Source organism: Roseimicrobium sp. ORNL1 (assembly GCF_011044495.1).
GTDB lineage: Bacteria > Verrucomicrobiota > Verrucomicrobiia > Verrucomicrobiales > Verrucomicrobiaceae > Roseimicrobium.
Window position 1 is genome coordinate 6,138,364 of sequence record NZ_CP049143.1, and the last position, 15,815, is coordinate 6,154,178.

The following is a 15,815-nucleotide window of genomic DNA, read 5'->3' on the forward strand; positions in this document are numbered from 1 at the left end:
ACCATTCAAGCAGCATCCTGCATCCCCTTGAACTTCAGCAAGATACCCACACCAGCATTCATCACGCAGGAAGTTTCCCCTCTATCCCCCCACCTTCCACTGCGCCTCAAGTGCATCCTTCACCTGCCGCACCGCGACACGCACATCCGGCGCACAAAGGAAAGCAGACACCACCACCACGCGACGCGCCCCGGCCGCCAGAATCTCCGGCAGCCTTTCCCAGTTGACCCCCCCGATGCAAAACACCGGCCTCGTGGCGAAGGAATGCACTTCCCCAATATCCTGCAGCCCGATAGGCGTGTAGTCCGGCTTGGTCCCCGTGGCGTAGAGAGGGCCGAAGCCGATGTAGTCCGCCCCCTCCTCCATGGCTGCCCGAGCCTGCGCCACACTGTGGGTCGACTTCCCAACAAAACAGTCCGGCCCCACCAGGGCGCGCACCTCTGCGACACTGAGGTCGTCCTGCCCCACATGGATGCCCTCGCTGCGAACACTGGCAGCGACCGTGGGATGGTCATTGATGACCAGAGGCACCCCGGCGGCCCGTGTGATGGGCAGCATGACTTCCGCAAGGCGCTCCACCTCTCCGGCCACCAGTTTTTTGGCGCGAAGCTGCAATACCTCCACCCCACCCTCCACGAGAGCGTGTGTCATCCCCGCCACGTTCTCCGGGCTGACATAGCCAAGATCCACAATGCCGTACAGATGACAGTCTTCGATGGGGCGCATAATAAGCGATCATCGTTCCTCCAGACCCCACCAGCGGTCAACGGTCTTACGAGGTTTCCTGTTGACCGCTGAGCCCACTCTGCGGACTCTCTGGGCCGCATTTCTTTCGCATTCTCTCGTTCCCTCCACAATGTCCACGAAACCCACCCTTCTCATCCTCGCTGCCGGCATGGGCAGCCGTTACGGCGGTCTCAAGCAGCTCGACCCCATGGGACCCAACGGTGAAACCGTGCTGGATTACTCCGTCTTCGACGCCCTGCGCGCAGGCTTCGGCAAGGTGGTGTTCGTGATCCGCCGGGACTTCGAAGAAGAGTTCAAAACCAAGGTGGGCAGCCGCTTCGACAAGCACATCCCCGTGGAGTATGCCTTCCAGTCCATCACGGATCTGCCAGAAGGATTCACCGTGCCCGAGGGCCGCGTGAAACCCTGGGGCACCACGCACGCCGTGCTGGCGGCGGAAGAGCAGGTGAAGGAACCCTTCGCCATGATCAATGCGGATGACTTCTACGGTCAGGATGCCTTTGCAAAGCTCGCCGCGAACCTGGCCACGCTGAAGCCGGTGGATGGCCGCAAGCATTACTCCCTTGTCGGCTTCCAGCTCAAGAACACCCTCTCCGACCACGGCAGCGTGGCTCGTGGCGTGTGCACCAGCCACGAAGGCAAGCTCACCTCCGTGACGGAGATGACCAAAATCGTGAAGACGGACTCCGGCGCGCGCAACGAAGAGGATCCCGACAATCATATCGAACTCACCGGTCACGAACTCGTGAGCATGAACTTCTGGGGCTTCACCCCCGATGTGTTCCCGCAGCTCCGCGAAGCCTTCATCAATTTCCTCAAGAAGGAAGGCACCAGCCAGAAGTCCGAGTGCTACGTGCCCAAGGAAGTGGACCTCTTCATCAAGCAGGGCACTGCGGACGTGGAAGTACTGCAGACCTCCAGCTCTTGGTTCGGAGTGACCTATCCCGAGGACAAGGAGATCGTGGTCGCCAGCATCAAGAAGCTCACGGACGCCGGAGAATATCCTGCGCCGCTGTGGGGTTGAGACTAAGAGCGAGCTTCTGGTTTCGCCCTTGTCCGCACTGAAATAGTCAGATTAAGTTTTCGGAAGGCCTCCTCACACCACGTGAGGAGGCCTTTTGCATTTAACTTTAACTGCACGTCTCGTGAGAAGAACCTCGCTGGTCATGGTGGAAACATCGACTCGCAAATCACCTTGCGCGCAGCGCCTTGGAGTGCGTGTGCGAAGCACCGCTTTTGGTCTATGGCGACTCCTCTGGTCTATCATTCCGCGCACCAAATGAACCGGTAGGGGGCCGCTGCGTCGGCCTCCAAATTAAGTGGGCGGAGGCGGTGTGGAACTGTGTCGCGGCAAGCCTCTGACACCCGAACTCCGTCCCGCCTCCGCCCTCTCTTATCAGGGCACCGACGCAGCAGTGCCCTACCAGTTTATTTGGCGCGCAAAGTGATAAACCAGTGGTATCGCGACAGCCCCAAAGCGGTGCTTCGCACACGCACTCCAAAGCGCTGCGCGCAAGGTGGTGAGTGCTTGCATAACTCATCACGAGTCGTCCTGGCAAATCACGAGACGACTCGTGAGTACATCAGCCCCCTTGTTGCTCGACTGCGTGATCCAAGGATATTCTGAAGTGTTATCAATGACCGGAAAGGAACTATCGAGTCAGATCCCAAATATTCTCGTCTGGGGTCAATAACACAACCTCCCCACCCTCCCAGTGTGGGTCATAAACTCTTTTGATCAAAACTTCGATTTCCAACCTGCCATCGGGTTCCGTGATGTCCGCATAGATGAGCTTCAATGCCTGTCCGACTTCCGGCCACTGCAAGCGGCGCATGCAAAAATCCAGAACATGCACGCTCCGCTTGAAGTCACAGCACACCTTCGTCGTTTTTATTTCATCAACAACGCGAAGGAACCGATTCAGGTAATCACTCCGACGGACCAGATCTGCCTCCACGAGATTGCACAGGACCTCAAGCTTGGGCCTCACCTTCTTGAGGTCCACCGACAGTTTGTTCCGATACAAGCGCTCCAACTCTCCGAAGACACCGTCGAAGTGCTCAAGGATGGTTCTGTGCATGGGTTACTCGCTCTACAGGTTCACCACTCAAACCTGTAGCATGGATGCCTCACGCTTTCCACTGCACAGCTCAAGCCCCGGTCCCACGAGGCTTCGGCTGCGTCACATACGCTTCCGCAAGATACACAGGCTCCAATGCCCACCTTGCCAGTGCAGCAATCCCATCATCCGTCATCCCCGCAGCAATCTCCGCAAGCCCCCTCGCCGAGGGCATGCCACAAGATACCCCCTCCAGCTCAAGCGGCGGCTTCGCGTCATAGGTATACCACGGTGTATCCACTCCTCTTGCAGCATGCTTCTCGCGAAACGCCTCCGCATCCATCGTGGTCACGGCATCCACCAGTGCGCCGTTGCGCACCTCCGCCACGAAATACTTCCCGCGACGCGCATCGCCGCACACGACAAATCTCTCCCCGCTCACTGCACCGTCCACCTCCGGTGCCAGCACGGAAGGCAGGCCCACCAGCGGCACGCCACGCGACATGGCCACGCCCTGCGCTGCGGCAATGCCAATACGCACCCCGGTATATGAGGCAGGCCCAGTACCCACGACAATGACACGCAGGTCATCCCCGCACTTCTCCAGTGCTTCACGCAACGGTTCAAACAACTGCGAATTGTGCGAGCGCTCGGACGAGAAGCTGTGCTCGTACACCACCGTCGCGTCTCCCCTCACCACGGCCACGCTGCCGCGCGGGGTGGAAGTTTCAATGGCAAGGACACAGTCAGGCATGGAAGGAAGGCTCAAACTCAAAACGAAACATCACCTTTCCATCACCTGCCGCGCGCCGTCAGGCAGGATTTCAAAATCAAACCATCGTGCGCCATCCGGAATCAGTTCCGGGAAACGGTCGGCCCACTCCACAATCACCACGCCACCACCATCGAGATAGTCGTCCCAGGCAATATTCAGCACCTCCTGCGCAGCGTCGAGGCGGTAGAAATCAAAGTGAAACGTCGGCAGGCGCCCGCCCACATACTCGTGGACCAGGGTGAACGTCGGACTGCTGACCTCGTCATCGCTGCCGAGCCCGGCCACGATTCCCTTGGTGGCATGGGTCTTGCCCGCGCCGAGATTTCCCACAAGGGCAACGATGTCGCCGGCCTTCAACTCCGATGCCAGCGCGCGTCCCCAGGCCACCGTATCCTCCACCTGTGCGAGCCGTGCGGTCATGCCTTCTCGAAGTGATCCCATCCCTGTCCCGGAAAAGATGGCTTCACGCCATGTCCCACGGGAACAAACCTGCCGATGGAGGTCAGCGGCGTCTCAGGAAACTTCCGGCTCCACGAGCTTTCCAGGCGGCGGGCCGCACGCAGCGGTACCGCAATCAGCAACTCGTAGTCCTCACCGTCGCTCCATGCCTGCTCCCGGGTGCAACCCACGTGTGCGGGGATGGCATGCTCCTCGATCACAAACTCCACGCCGCTCGCTGCGGCCATGCGCGGGAGATCCTTGGCCAGGCCATCGCTGATATCCATCATCGCGTGAATACGGGCATTTTCTGCGAGCCACTCCGCCTCGGTCAGACGCGGGATGAAGGTGAGGTGGTGTCCGGCCTGGGAACCACCCAGGCGGCCGGTGACCATGATCGCATCACCCTCCCTCGCGCCGTCGCGGCGGGCGCAGCGGGTGGTCTTCACCCGGCCGGCAAGACTCACGGAGATCACCAGTTGGCTGCCTGAGGAAGTTTCCCCTCCCACCAGGGCAACATCGAAGAGATTCGCGCAGCGCTGCAGGCCTTCATAGAGCCTCTCCACCCAGATCACTTCCGTGTCTGGAGGCAGCACCAGAGTGACGAGGGCGTGCTGGGGCTCGCCTGCCATGGAGGCGATGTCACTCACCGCACGGGCCATGGCCTTCCAGCCCACCTGCTCAGGCGCATGCTCCCTGAGGAAATGCACACCCTCCACGACGCAGTCTGTCTTCAGGAGCTGCAACCAGCCTCGCGGCGCAGGCAGCACCACGGCACAGTCATCTCCTACGCCCTTCACCACATCCTCACGCTGCGCCAGCTTCTCGGTGAGCAACTGCACCAGGCGATTTTCTCCAATGGCAGAAACAGTGGACATGGTCGGGGTCAGAGTTCTCAGGGAGAGACGAAGGTAGCGACAGCCATCCAGAAAATATTCCAGGCATTAAAAAACATGTGCATGAACACCGGCACCAGCAGGCTCCCGGTCTGCTCATAGGCCAGAGCAAATCCCACGCCGAGCACAAACAACTCCGGCGCGCTTCCCACATGGAAGTGGATGATGGAGAACATGAGGGCGGAGAAAATCGTGGCAAACCACCGATCCGTAAAACGCTTGGTGACGCCATACACCAAGCCCCGGAACATCAGTTCCTCGGTGACAGGTGCAATGACAATCGCCATAAATCCCATCAGGATACGGAAGCCCCAATCCGCATTTTTACGAAACGCCTCCACCGTTTCCTGCGGATTTTCCTCCTGAACGGCGCTGCCTTTCAACTGCGAGACAAGTATCACCACCCCATAGGTGGCCACGACTCCCAGCACCGCCCATAGCAGGGCATGGTGAACGGGCATGTGACGCAACCCGAACAGCTCCGGGGGATGCAAATCGCGGAACAGCCGCAGGTAGATGATGATAAACGCACAGATGACCAGGTTGAAGAGCATTCCTACAAGGATGGCCGCTGACCCCAGCCTTTCCGGCTCCTCGCTTGTTCCAGTCACGCCACCCGTCTCCGGGGCAGTCACAAAGAAGTTCAACCCGAAGAGGCCCAGCAACATTAGCACGGCGATGGCATCCAGCGCGTTGTAGGGCCGCGCCATGACATTGCCCTGATAGTTCCACGCCACATGAGCCCGGTTGCGGATCTGGGCGTAGATGAACACGGCAACGGCCGCTGACCCCAAGCCAATCAGGTACACGTCCCGAAGGACGGCCATGGATTCAGCGTGACTCATGGGAGGTAGGAATGAGCCGACGCGCGATCAGGGAACCATGTGAGATGGCAGCAGGTACATGCGGCCGGCTTCCAGACGCGGCAGCAGGCGCTCGCTGACATCGATCTTCAGCGTGCCACGTGATGCCTGGGATTCGCCCAGCGCTCCGAAGATGTCGCCCAGGCCGGGACTGCGCTGGTAGCGCACAACCATGGCATTCGCGGAGCTCGAGAGCTCCTTCGCCAGCGCATAGGCGTCTTCCACGTAGCCGACTTTATCCACCAGCTTCTTCTCCAGAGCCTCCTTGCCGGTGAGCACCCGTCCGTCGGCAATGCCATTCTTCAGGGTCTCGATGTCGATGCCACGCGCCTCGGACACGATGCCGAGGAACTTGTTGTACATCTGCGTCACCAGGCTCTGGATGTAAGCCTTCTCATCGTCGCGCATCGGGCGTGAGCCACTGAGGCTGTCCTTGAAGGCGCCGCTGGCGAAGGTCATCGTCTGCAGGCCCACCTTGTCGAAGGTCTGGCTGTAGTTCAGCGTCTGGATGATCACGCCGATGCTGCCCGTGAGGGTGGTCTCATTCGCCACAATCTTGGAGGCACCACAGGCGAGGTAGTAGCCACCCGAGGCAGCCATGCTGTCCATGTACACCACCACCGGCTTCTTTTTCTTGGCCTCCTTTACCGCGTTGTACAACGTGTCGGACGCGGTGACTTCGCCACCGGGGGAGTTCACCTTCAGCACGATGGCGCGTACGTCTGAGTCGGACGCGGCTTGCTCGAGAGCACGCTTCACCCCCTCCACACCCAAGCCTCCAGAAGAGAACAACCCTCCCGCGGAACCGCTGGCAATGATGCCCTCCATGTCGATCTGCACAATCTTGTCCTTGGAGTTGCTCAAGGCGTCCTGCTCCAGCACCTCGGCGTACGTCGGCTTCGGCCGCACGTATGGGACCGACCCCACCATCGCCACAAGGCCGACAAAGTTGAACATGACACTGAGGACCAGTGCGACGATGAGGAAAATGATCAAGCACCCGATACCTTTGCTTTTCATGGCGCGGGGACATTAAGCAGGCTGGGGCGGAAGGCAATAAACGTTGGCAGCCAGTTTCGCCACGGCACGGCAAGCCTCCGACGACGGCACCGCCGCCGTGCTGGAAACGCAACTCAATACACCAGCCGCCTCAGATCCCCGAATGCCGTGCCCAAATGCGCCAGCACATCCCCAGGTGTCAACGACTCGGCAGACTGGCCGTCGAGCAGCGCGCATTCCGCCGCTCTTCCGCTGACCCAGGCACCGAGGCAGGCAGCATCGTGGACCTCCACTCCCTGGGCTATCAAAGCCGCGCACACCCCGGTCAGCACATCCCCCATACCCCCCGTGGCCATGCCAGGGTGCCCGGTGGTGTTGAAGGAAAGAGGCTGGCCTTCAGTCGCGATGACAGTGCGCGAACCTTTGAGCAACCAAGTGGTCTTCGGAAAGCCCCCTGCCATTCTCATCGCCGTCTCAGCTCGAGTGAGACCCTGGCCGTCTGGCATGCCCTTCGTGAGCCGTTGCATTTCACCGGGGTGTGGCGTCAGCAAAGTGCTGGCCTTCAGGGATTTCAGCAATGCCAAACGTCCATCCGCGAGCATGTTCAGCGCATCCGCGTCGAGCACCATCGGCGTTTCCGAGTGCTGGATGATTTCGAGCATGCGGTCCTCTGATTGCCTTCCAAGCCCGGGTCCAATGGCCAGGACGTCGTGCCGGTTCTCCAGCACTTCGCGGTAGTCCCCGACGGGTTTCACCATCACCTCGGGGGGGGCCTTGGCCGCGAAAATCGGATAGGCATCCTCCTTCACATACAAGGTAATCAGCCCCGCTCCGCCCCGCAGGGCACCCGTGGCCGTGAGGATGGCCGCCCCCACGTAGCCCCGGGAGCCTGCAATCACTCCCACACGGCCCGCCTCTCCCTTGTGAAAGTCGAAGGAACGGCACGGCAGTGCGGGGAGCAGCTCCCGGGGGGTGAGTTCCCGGAGTCCTTTTTTCTGGCCGTCTGGATTTCCCAGCTCTTTCAAAGGGGCGACAGCCAGTCTGCCAACCACCCTGGCGGCGGTATCCGTGAGCAGATCTTCCTTCACATGAGCCACCGTCACCGTGAGATCCGCCTCGACACAAGGGTCCGTTGATTCCCTCCTGGGATCGAGTCCGGTAGGAAGGTCCACCGCCACGGTGAATGCATGGCGGCGGCGGCGGAAGGCGTTCATTTCCGTAACCGCGGCTGCGTAGTCTGCTCTCAATGGTTGAGGCGAGGCTCCGATGCCAAGAAGCCCATCCACCAGCACAACGGACTCTCTCTCACGCTCCAAGTCACCAAGTCCTGAAATCACGGGCACTCGCCCCTCCATAGCCTTCCAGTGCCTCGCCGGCAGTTCCTTGAACTTCGACACATCGCTCACGGGTCGCGCAAGGACCTTCCAACCGGCCTCCAGCAGCATCCGCCCCACCACGAGGACATCGCCGGCGTTGTTGCCCTTCCCGAGGTACAGCACCGCTGTCCCCGGTTTGGGATGGAACTGCAAGATGGCTTCAAAGATACCACGCCCCGCCTCCTCCATGAGGTCTGCGGCACTCACGCCGCGGTCAAAGGCCGCCTTTTCACCCTCCAGCATCTGCGCGCACGAGACGATCATGCGCCAGCATACTACCGGTCCGAGCGGTACGCCAGAATGCCCTTGGCAATGCCGACGGCGAGGCGCTCGCGATACAGGCCGGTCATCATGGCGGCACGCTCACTGGAGTTGCTCACGAAACCACACTCCACCAGCACGGCAGGGTTCTTCGAGGTCTCGCGAATGACGTGGTAGTTCGCATGCTTCACGCCACGGTTCGAGAGTCGCGACTCCTGAATGATGTAAGCCTGGATGTAGCCGGCGAGCTTGTAGCTGTCGTTGTGGCAGTAGAAAGTTTCCAGACCATTGCCAGATCCACCACGGCTGTAGTTGTAATGGATGCTGACGAAGACCGCATCCCGGACGCTGTTTCCCTTGGAGGAGCGACCTGGCAGCGGGATGAACACATCCGAACTGCGGGTCATGATGACCTTGAGCCCCTGGGCGCGCAGGAGCTGCTCCACCCGGCGGGCGGTGTCGAGCGCCAGGTGTTTTTCAAATACGTAGCCGATCGCGGCACCGCGGTCGTGCCCTCCATGACCGGGATCCAGAATCACCGTATCAAACGCGCGCGCCACGCCGGTCGAGGAAATCCAGGAGCACAATACCAGCAACAGCGCCGTGAAGAGCGGGAAGCCCTTTGGCCGCATGGATGCTCCAGTTTCATTCACAGTGGGGGCCGACATGAATAGTCCAAAATGAACAGCAGTTGATTCCGCCGCGCAAGGGAAGCTGTCTTTTTAAACGAAAGGACCGCTGAGGCAACCCCAAAAAAGATGCCGCAGGCACCCGGCCTGCGGCATCTACAGAATCAATGGGTTAGCGGTGCTACAGCACCAACTCAATTAGTTGCCACCCTGAACGTCGAGGATCTCAAAATCCTCATGCTGGGTGAAGAGATTCTCGTCACCGCCGCTGCCGAGGGTCTTGAGGGGCTGTTGCCCGTTCTTACCGTTCAGCGGCTGGATGCCGACGCTGCTGTCATTCATGCCGATGATCACACCATTGGACCAGGAACGGCCCTTGGCATTGGTACCCTTCTTATCCACGTCCCACGAGGGATTCCACGTGGCATCGATGGCATTTTCAAACACGAGCGGAATGCTGCCCGAGGCGGAGTCAGAGAGACCCTTGGTCATCATCCAGTGGTTTTCACCGGAGTCGACCGCAGCCTTGCGGGTGGTGTCTTCCTTGCCGCCGATGTTGCCATCCGGCACAAACTTGCTCACCGGGCAGCCGAAGATGAGTTCGTTGTCCAGGATGTTTTCGGTGAAGAGCACGCGGAAGGCGGCATTGGCGTCCTCCGGATTCGTACCTTCATCACCGGTCTTCGCGTTGTCCATGTAGTTGCCGCCATTGTCCGAGGAATAGATGCGCATGGCGGTGATGATCTGGCGGGCGTTGCTGATGCCCTTGGTGATGTTACCACGTTCCTGGATGCGGCCGAAGGTCGGCACGGCCAGGCTCGCCAGGATGGCGATGATGGTGATAACCACCAGGAGTTCAATCAGGGTAAAGCCCTGCTGGAGTCGAGTTTTCATATCTTGCTAATGATGTATTTGAGTTATGTATATGTATGTTCTGCGGGAAATGCCCCAAGCCAGAGGCGGTTTCCGATCCGATTAGAACAAAAAAGACACACCCTGTGTAGAACTTTATTTCGGGAATTTTTGAACGGCGTCCCGCGCATCCCAAGTGGTTCACGCTCAATATTTTTATCGTTTCATAAGAAACTGGATTAGCGAGCCTTCTCCACGGCAAAAGAAGAGCCAATTCAAGACTGGATCCGTCGCCTCGCCAGTCGTCATCTGCCCGCTGGCCAGTACCTCTCGCGGTTCGCGAGAAAGTCGAAGACCGCTCCGTGGTAGGCACTGAAATCCGGTTCCGGGATGCCGCTGAGCGGACATGCCGGTGTGCCATAGCCCGTCTGGAACATGTCGTGGTGATACACGCTGTAACCTCCCGCCTGCCACACCGCGTGGATGTGCAGGATGTGATCCATGGGCTGCGTCGCTTCCTTGGGGCCGCCGAACTTTGAAGTGCCGTTGCGAGCCGGTTCATCATCCACCACAGGCTTGTTGAATTTTTTCAACAGAGATGCGACCTCGCTTGGCGCGATCTCCCATGTGCGACCAGCCCCCTGCCTGCTGGTATGCGGGGTGAGGAAATCGAGCGCTGTATTCTCCTCGTCTTTGCCGAGATCACCCGCGAAGCCCGGCGAGTTCGTGACAAGCCGTTTGGGATCGTTCGCTTTGATCACTCGCAACATCTCCAGGGTGCGCAGAGATTTTTCATTCCAGATCTGGAACACAAGGTTGCGCCACGGCTTCAGTTCATTCGTGAGCGAGCTCACGGCTTTGTCCTGTGGATCCGGATCGAGCCGGATGTTATGCGCATAGCTCTCCTGTGAAAACAGGCACAGTTCGATCACAAAGCCGCAAGCATCCGCATCCGCAAGAATCTCCTTCAATCGCGCCACCTTATCAGCCCTCAAGGATCCGTCCGGATGATAGAGCGAAGCTTCCGGCGATGCATCCACGAAGCCGCGTCGATTGTCCCACTGCGCCCAGATGCGAAGCACATTGATTCCATGTCTGGAAAACTGACCCAGCCACTCACGCCGCACCTCTGAAGAGGCATTGAAGGCGGGATTGTAGATCGCATTAAAAAAGCTGACCCCGGTGAACGGGAAGGGTTTGCCATCGAGCTGGAATTGCGTTCCGTAGATCGAGAGTTCAGCCGCAGGCGCAACGGCAGTACGGAGTGCGCAGAAACAGGCGAGAGCAACGAGAAGTGTTTTCATGACCGCGGCCAGAGGCAACCGCCTCCAGCACTTCACCTGACTCCTGCAAGGCCTGCCAGTCGACAAAAAATTCAGTGACCTGCTTCTTCAGAAAGCCGTTCCGCTTCGCGCTTGAGAATGCGACCCACACGATGCTTCGCGAGATACACCTGGGCAGCATTCACGCCCAACTCCTCCTTCACGCGCTCTGGACTCCATCCCTTGAGCACATAACAGGAGAAGATCTGAAACTGCCTTGGAGACACCAGCGAGCGCACGCGACGCAGCGCAAGCTCCATCACCTGGTCCTGCCATTCCTTGTCCCAGAGTTTTTCCAGGGTCACGCCTTGCGGATCCGCGCAACGATCAATCGGCGCAGTACGGCGCTCCTCATCTTCATCAAAATGGATGTTGGCCTCACGCTCGTACTGCTTCTTGCGCCGGCGGAACTGATCCAGGATGCGCCAGCGGGCCTGGTTGAGCAGGAAGCTTTTGAAGGAGCCCTGGCTGGTATCGAACTTCTTCTTCTGAAGATTCTTCGCCACACCAATGAAGGTCTCCTGCACCACGTCATTCGCCTCGTCATCACTCAGGCCTGACTTTCGTGCAACATGCCACACGAATCCCGAATAGGTACGATAGAACTCATCCCAGCTGGACCAGTCGGACCAGTTGTCGAGCTTTTCGATGAGGGTCTTGCGGGTCTGCGGAGAATTGCTGATTTTCTCCGGGTTGCTCGCGGGCTTGGCGGTGGGGTCGGCCATGGCGTGGGGCTGGAAGTCTAGGTACAACCTCAAACACCTGCAAAGGTTCTTTAAATGAATCGCTAGGGGAGATGAAAGAGCTTTTGAAAGGAGCCCGTTTGCCTCAGACCCCAATTTGCCCCTGCAAGCCGCCCTCCAGCGGCTTGTTTGTTCTGGATTCATGACAAAAAAAACCGCCTCCCTGCATGCCCTTTTTGGACTGAGCCTCGCTGCTTTGCCGCTGGCGTCGTGTTCACCCGGATACATGCGCAAGTCCGCCGATCGGGAGGTGAAGCGCACGCTCTTCTCCAAGCTCGTGACCGTACCCAATGCCGGGACCGGGCTCATGGACATCACCCCGCCATCGCCCGTTTCGCTTGCCGAGCTGTCGAAGGCCGGAAACGGGCCGGAGTTCCTCGGAGATCGTGCTCATCTTGAGAAAAATGCACGCGTGCTGCCACTGTCGGAGGCCCTGAAACTGGCCGTGGTGCACAACCGCGACTACCGCAACGAGAAGGAGATCCTCTTCCTCGAAGCGCTGGATCTGACGCTCGTGCGGCATGAGTTTGCCCCCATCTTCACCGCGACAGGCGAGGCCGATACACTGAGGAAGATTGACCCGATCGTCTCGACTCTCCGCGAGCCGAACCCGGCCTATCCCGCAGCTGCGGCCGCAGCAGCAGCCGCCACGGCTGCGAACAATGCCGCCGCGGCAGCAGCCGGCACGGCAGCGCCTCCCGCCGTCACCACGGCGGTCCCGCAATTCCTTGAGCGCCAAATCACCACGCTGGTTACGGAGAACACCTTCACGGCCACGGGCAACGTGGGCGTCAGCGTGCTCACCCGCACCGGCGCACGCATTGCGGCGGATTTCACCACGGATTTCCTGCGGTTCCTCACCGGAAGTGGCCCGAGTGTGAGCAACTCCTCCCTGGCCGTGACCCTCACCCAGCCCCTCCTGCGCGGCGCCGGCTACCGGGCCACCATGGAGAACCTCACTCAGGCTGAGCGGAACCTGCTGTATTCCATCCGTGACTTTACCCAGTATCGCAAAACGTTTACGGTGGATATCACCTCCAAGTACTACCGCACCTTGGAGGCACGTGATGCCGCGAAGAACGGCCATTTCGCCTACCGTGCGTTTGAAATCATCCTGGAAAGCGAGCGGGCACTCAATGATGAGGGACGCCGCACCTCTTCCCAGATCGGCCTCATCGAGCAGGCCTCCCTCAGGTACAAGCGGTTGTGGATTGCCGCCGTGCGCAACTACGAGCAGCAACTCGATGACCTGAAAATTGCCCTGGGCATCCCCGTGGAAGAGCGTGTCATCCTCGACGACAAGGAGTTGGCCAAGCTCACCTTGGAAGACCCCGACATCAGCATGGATGACACGATGAAGACCGCCCTGGTGACGCGGCTGGATCTGTACAATCAGCGCAACACCTTGGAGGACTCGGAGCGTAAGATCAAAGTTGCCGCCCAGAACCTCCTTCCCCAGCTCGACGTGGGCGCGCGGTATGAGGTGCTCGGCACCAAGGACAACAACAAGGTGAATCTGGATCTCGACCGCACACGCCTCACCGGCACCGGAGTTGTGGACCTCCGCCTGGACAAGAAGGCGGATCGCAACAACTACCGCGCCGCTCTCATTTCCCAGCAGCGCGCCGCCCGCGTGCTCGATCTGGCGGAAGAGAATGTGCGCAACGCCATCCGCACCAACTGGCGCGACCTCGACACCGCACGCAAGCAGTACGACATCGCCCAGACCGGGGTGGACCTGAGCGCCCGCCGTCTGGAGGAGGAAGAACTGCTCCGCACCCTCGGCCGAGGCACCGCTCGTGACCTTATTGACGCCCAGCAGGACCTGATTGAGGCGAGAAACCTCCTCACGGGTGCGTTGATTTCTCACACCCTCGCCCGTCTCCGCCTCTGGAGAGACATGGGGATTCTCTACATTCAGAAAGACGGCTCATGGATACGCGTATTGAACCAAGAAGCAAAATTGGCTGCCGATGAGTAAGTTATTTCGCAGCAAGTTTGGACTCGTGACGCTGGCCGCCGTGGCCGTCGCCGTCGTGGTGTGGTTTGTAAACCGGAACACCGGCGCGAGCGCGTCCGAGGTGCCGATGATCCCCGTGCAGAAAGGCAACCTGCAGATCAATGTGCTGCAAGGCGGGGAAATCCGTGCCCTGCAGAATTACGAGGTAAAGTCAGAGATCGAGCTTCCGACCAAGATCCTGAGCCTGATTCCCGAAGGCTACCGCATCACTGAAGAGGATGTGAAGAACGGCAAGGTGCTCATCGAACTCGACAGCGCCGACCTGAGGGACCGCATCACCAATCACGAGATCGAGTTCCAGACCACGGTCTCGGCCTTCATCGACGCGGACGAAAATCGCGCCATCCAGACCAGCGACAACCAGAGCCTGGCGCGCGACGCCGAGCAGGCCATGCGTTTCGCCCTGATGGACTTCGAGCGCTACATGGGCAAGGAAGTCGCCCAGGCCGTGCTGAAGACGCGCCGCATCCCTGCCAATCAGGAGGAGCTGGACCGTCATGTGGGCAAGCTCAATGAAGCCCGCCCTCGCGTGCTGAATCTGGACGACAAGAAGGAAGTGGCGCCCGCCAAGCCCATTGAAGACCCTCTCGCCATCAAGGATGAGAAGGATGACAAGGCGGCGGAAGCCGAGGAAGATGAAGCCGAGGCAGCCAAGAAAAAAGCGGCGGAAGCTGCGGAGCCTCCCCGCATCGATTTCCTCTCCTTCCTGACAAACGATCAGCTCGGAGATGGTGAGGCCCAGCAGAAGCTCCGCCAGCTCAGCAATGACCTCCTGCTTCGCCAGTCGGAACTCGGGATCGCCAAGCAGAACATTGAGGCCAGCACCCGTCTCGCCGCGAAGGAGTTCATCACCAAGACCACCTTGGAAAACGACCAGGTGAACTTCGACAAGGCGAACCTCGCCGTGCATGCCGCCACCACGCAGCTCGACCTCTTCAAGAAGTATGAGTTCCCCAAGCAGGCAGAGCTCGCCCTCAGCGCCTATCAGGAGGCGTTGACCAAGCTGCAGCGCACCCTTCGTGCGAATCGCTCCCGCATGGCGCAGGCCGAGTCCCGCTTCCAGACGGCGAAACGCCGCTACGAAGTGGAACTCATGCGCCGTGAAGACATGGAACGCCAGCTCAAGGCCTGCATCATCAAGGCGCCGGTGACAGGTCTGGTGGCCTACGGTTCCCACAGCGGTTCCGCGAAGTTCTCCAACGACACGATTGAGGAAGGTGCTGGTGTCCGCTTCCGCCAGACGCTGCTCACCATTCCGAACATGTCCGCGATGAGCGTGGCCGTGAGCATTCACGAGTCCCAGGTGAAGAAGGTACGCCTCGGCCAGCCCTGCCGCATCACCGTAGATGCCGAGCCCGGCAAGACCCTCACGGGTAATCTGCGTGAGATGGCCGTGCTGCCAGACTCCAGCAGCTCCCGTTTCACTCCGAATCTCAAGCTCTATCCCGCAGTCGTGCACGTGGATGGCACCCATGACTGGCTGAAGCCGGGCATGAATGCCAAGGTGGAAATCATCGTGAACCAGCTTGATGACGTACTCTTCGTCCCCGTGCAGAGCATCGAGGTGGAGAACGACCACTTCTTCACCTATGTGAAGCAGGGCAGCTCCCTTGAGCGTCGCGAGGTGAAAACCGGCTCCTTCAATGATGAGTTCATTGAGATTCGCAGCGGTCTCACGCACGAAGATCAGGTGGCTCTGGCCATTCCGAAACGGCAGATTCTCGACACCAACGGCGCCAGCTCTCCAAGCCCAGCCAACCTGCCCAAGAAGGAAAAGGCCAAGGAGCCGGCCGCAGGGGCCGTTCCCGCCAAGAAGATCGCGGCCGCCAGCTGA

The 15,815-nt window shown here is 59.7% G+C and carries 15 protein-coding genes; 3 read left to right on the forward strand and 12 right to left on the reverse strand.

The window, feature by feature from the left end:
- Positions 1–81: 81 nt before the first annotated feature.
- Positions 82–726, reverse strand: a complete 645-nt coding sequence (gene thiE / locus G5S37_RS24525; RefSeq protein ID WP_165207505.1) for a thiamine phosphate synthase — start codon at positions 724–726, stop codon at positions 82–84.
- 130 nt (positions 727–856) lie between these two features.
- On the opposite strand from thiE, the gene G5S37_RS24530 reads away from it, so the two are divergent.
- Positions 857–1,771 (forward strand): NTP transferase domain-containing protein, encoded by a 915-nt coding sequence (locus tag G5S37_RS24530; RefSeq protein WP_165207515.1) that lies wholly within the window; start codon positions 857–859, stop codon positions 1,769–1,771.
- A gap of 628 nt (positions 1,772–2,399) precedes the next feature.
- Here the strand turns inward: G5S37_RS24530 and G5S37_RS24535 are convergent.
- The 11 genes from G5S37_RS24535 to G5S37_RS24585 form a co-directional block, all read right to left on the reverse strand.
- Positions 2,400–2,828, reverse strand: a complete 429-nt coding sequence (locus G5S37_RS24535; RefSeq protein ID WP_165207517.1) for a hypothetical protein — start codon at positions 2,826–2,828, stop codon at positions 2,400–2,402.
- A 70-nt stretch (positions 2,829–2,898) separates the two neighbouring features.
- The gene (gene tsaB, locus G5S37_RS24540) at positions 2,899–3,561 is read right to left on the reverse strand and encodes a tRNA (adenosine(37)-N6)-threonylcarbamoyltransferase complex dimerization subunit type 1 TsaB (protein WP_165207529.1); all 663 of its coding nucleotides are present in this window, start codon (positions 3,559–3,561) and stop codon (positions 2,899–2,901) included.
- 30 nt (positions 3,562–3,591) lie between these two features.
- Positions 3,592–4,002: a tRNA (adenosine(37)-N6)-threonylcarbamoyltransferase complex ATPase subunit type 1 TsaE gene (tsaE, locus tag G5S37_RS24545; protein WP_165207539.1), complete on the reverse strand. Its 411-nt coding sequence runs from the start codon at positions 4,000–4,002 to the stop codon at positions 3,592–3,594.
- Positions 3,999–4,898, reverse strand: coding sequence for a thiamine-phosphate kinase (locus tag G5S37_RS24550; protein WP_165207541.1), 900 nt, complete (start codon positions 4,896–4,898; stop codon positions 3,999–4,001). The genes tsaE and G5S37_RS24550 overlap by 4 nt, the downstream gene beginning before the upstream one ends.
- A 17-nt stretch (positions 4,899–4,915) precedes the next feature.
- Complete coding sequence (locus G5S37_RS24555) at positions 4,916–5,761, reverse strand: CPBP family intramembrane glutamic endopeptidase (protein WP_165207543.1); 846 nt, start codon at positions 5,759–5,761, stop codon at positions 4,916–4,918.
- Positions 5,762–5,788: 27 nt separating this feature from the next.
- A complete protein-coding gene (gene sppA, locus G5S37_RS24560; protein ID WP_165207545.1) occupies positions 5,789–6,799 on the reverse strand; it encodes a signal peptide peptidase SppA in 1,011 nt (336 codons plus the stop codon).
- 113 nt (positions 6,800–6,912) lie between these two features.
- Positions 6,913–8,418, reverse strand: a complete 1,506-nt coding sequence (locus tag G5S37_RS24565; RefSeq protein WP_165207547.1) for an NAD(P)H-hydrate dehydratase — start codon at positions 8,416–8,418, stop codon at positions 6,913–6,915.
- A gap of 11 nt (positions 8,419–8,429) precedes the next feature.
- Positions 8,430–9,083, reverse strand: a complete 654-nt coding sequence (locus tag G5S37_RS24570; protein WP_206026129.1) for an N-acetylmuramoyl-L-alanine amidase — start codon at positions 9,081–9,083, stop codon at positions 8,430–8,432.
- 159 nt (positions 9,084–9,242) lie between these two features.
- Positions 9,243–9,938 carry a type II secretion system protein gene (locus G5S37_RS32755; protein ID WP_165207549.1) on the reverse strand — a complete coding sequence of 232 codons (696 nt, stop codon included), beginning with the start codon at positions 9,936–9,938 and terminating at the stop codon, positions 9,243–9,245.
- A 263-nt stretch (positions 9,939–10,201) separates the two neighbouring features.
- Positions 10,202–11,200, reverse strand: a complete 999-nt coding sequence (locus G5S37_RS24580) for a hypothetical protein (protein WP_165207551.1) — start codon at positions 11,198–11,200, stop codon at positions 10,202–10,204.
- Positions 11,201–11,271: 71 nt separating this feature from the next.
- A complete protein-coding gene (locus G5S37_RS24585) occupies positions 11,272–11,943 on the reverse strand; it encodes a sigma-70 family RNA polymerase sigma factor (protein ID WP_165207553.1) in 672 nt (223 codons plus the stop codon).
- A 160-nt stretch (positions 11,944–12,103) separates the two neighbouring features.
- On the opposite strand from G5S37_RS24585, the gene G5S37_RS24590 reads away from it, so the two are divergent.
- Positions 12,104–13,942 (forward strand): TolC family protein, encoded by a 1,839-nt coding sequence (locus G5S37_RS24590; RefSeq protein ID WP_165207555.1) that lies wholly within the window; start codon positions 12,104–12,106, stop codon positions 13,940–13,942.
- A complete protein-coding gene (locus tag G5S37_RS24595; RefSeq protein WP_165207557.1) occupies positions 13,935–15,815 on the forward strand; it encodes an efflux RND transporter periplasmic adaptor subunit in 1,881 nt (626 codons plus the stop codon). The genes G5S37_RS24590 and G5S37_RS24595 overlap by 8 nt, the downstream gene beginning before the upstream one ends.

Coding starts and splice junctions, on each gene's coding strand:
- G5S37_RS24570 (WP_206026129.1), bottom strand. CDS start 9,083: ATGTCGGCCCCCACTGTGAATGAAACTGGAGCATCCATGCGGCCAAAG.
- G5S37_RS24595 (WP_165207557.1), top strand. CDS start 13,935: ATGAGTAAGTTATTTCGCAGCAAGTTTGGACTCGTGACGCTGGCCGCC.
- sppA (WP_165207545.1), bottom strand. CDS start 6,799: ATGAAAAGCAAAGGTATCGGGTGCTTGATCATTTTCCTCATCGTCGCA.
- thiE (WP_165207505.1), bottom strand. CDS start 726: ATGCGCCCCATCGAAGACTGTCATCTGTACGGCATTGTGGATCTTGGC.
- tsaB (WP_165207529.1), bottom strand. CDS start 3,561: ATGCCTGACTGTGTCCTTGCCATTGAAACTTCCACCCCGCGCGGCAGC.
- G5S37_RS24555 (WP_165207543.1), bottom strand. CDS start 5,761: ATGAGTCACGCTGAATCCATGGCCGTCCTTCGGGACGTGTACCTGATT.
- G5S37_RS32755 (WP_165207549.1), bottom strand. CDS start 9,938: ATGAAAACTCGACTCCAGCAGGGCTTTACCCTGATTGAACTCCTGGTG.
- G5S37_RS24585 (WP_165207553.1), bottom strand. CDS start 11,943: ATGGCCGACCCCACCGCCAAGCCCGCGAGCAACCCGGAGAAAATCAGC.
- G5S37_RS24590 (WP_165207555.1), top strand. CDS start 12,104: ATGACAAAAAAAACCGCCTCCCTGCATGCCCTTTTTGGACTGAGCCTC.
- G5S37_RS24565 (WP_165207547.1), bottom strand. CDS start 8,418: ATGATCGTCTCGTGCGCGCAGATGCTGGAGGGTGAAAAGGCGGCCTTT.
- G5S37_RS24580 (WP_165207551.1), bottom strand. CDS start 11,200: ATGAAAACACTTCTCGTTGCTCTCGCCTGTTTCTGCGCACTCCGTACT.
- G5S37_RS24530 (WP_165207515.1), top strand. CDS start 857: ATGTCCACGAAACCCACCCTTCTCATCCTCGCTGCCGGCATGGGCAGC.
- G5S37_RS24550 (WP_165207541.1), bottom strand. CDS start 4,898: ATGTCCACTGTTTCTGCCATTGGAGAAAATCGCCTGGTGCAGTTGCTC.
- G5S37_RS24535 (WP_165207517.1), bottom strand. CDS start 2,828: ATGCACAGAACCATCCTTGAGCACTTCGACGGTGTCTTCGGAGAGTTG.
- tsaE (WP_165207539.1), bottom strand. CDS start 4,002: ATGACCGCACGGCTCGCACAGGTGGAGGATACGGTGGCCTGGGGACGC.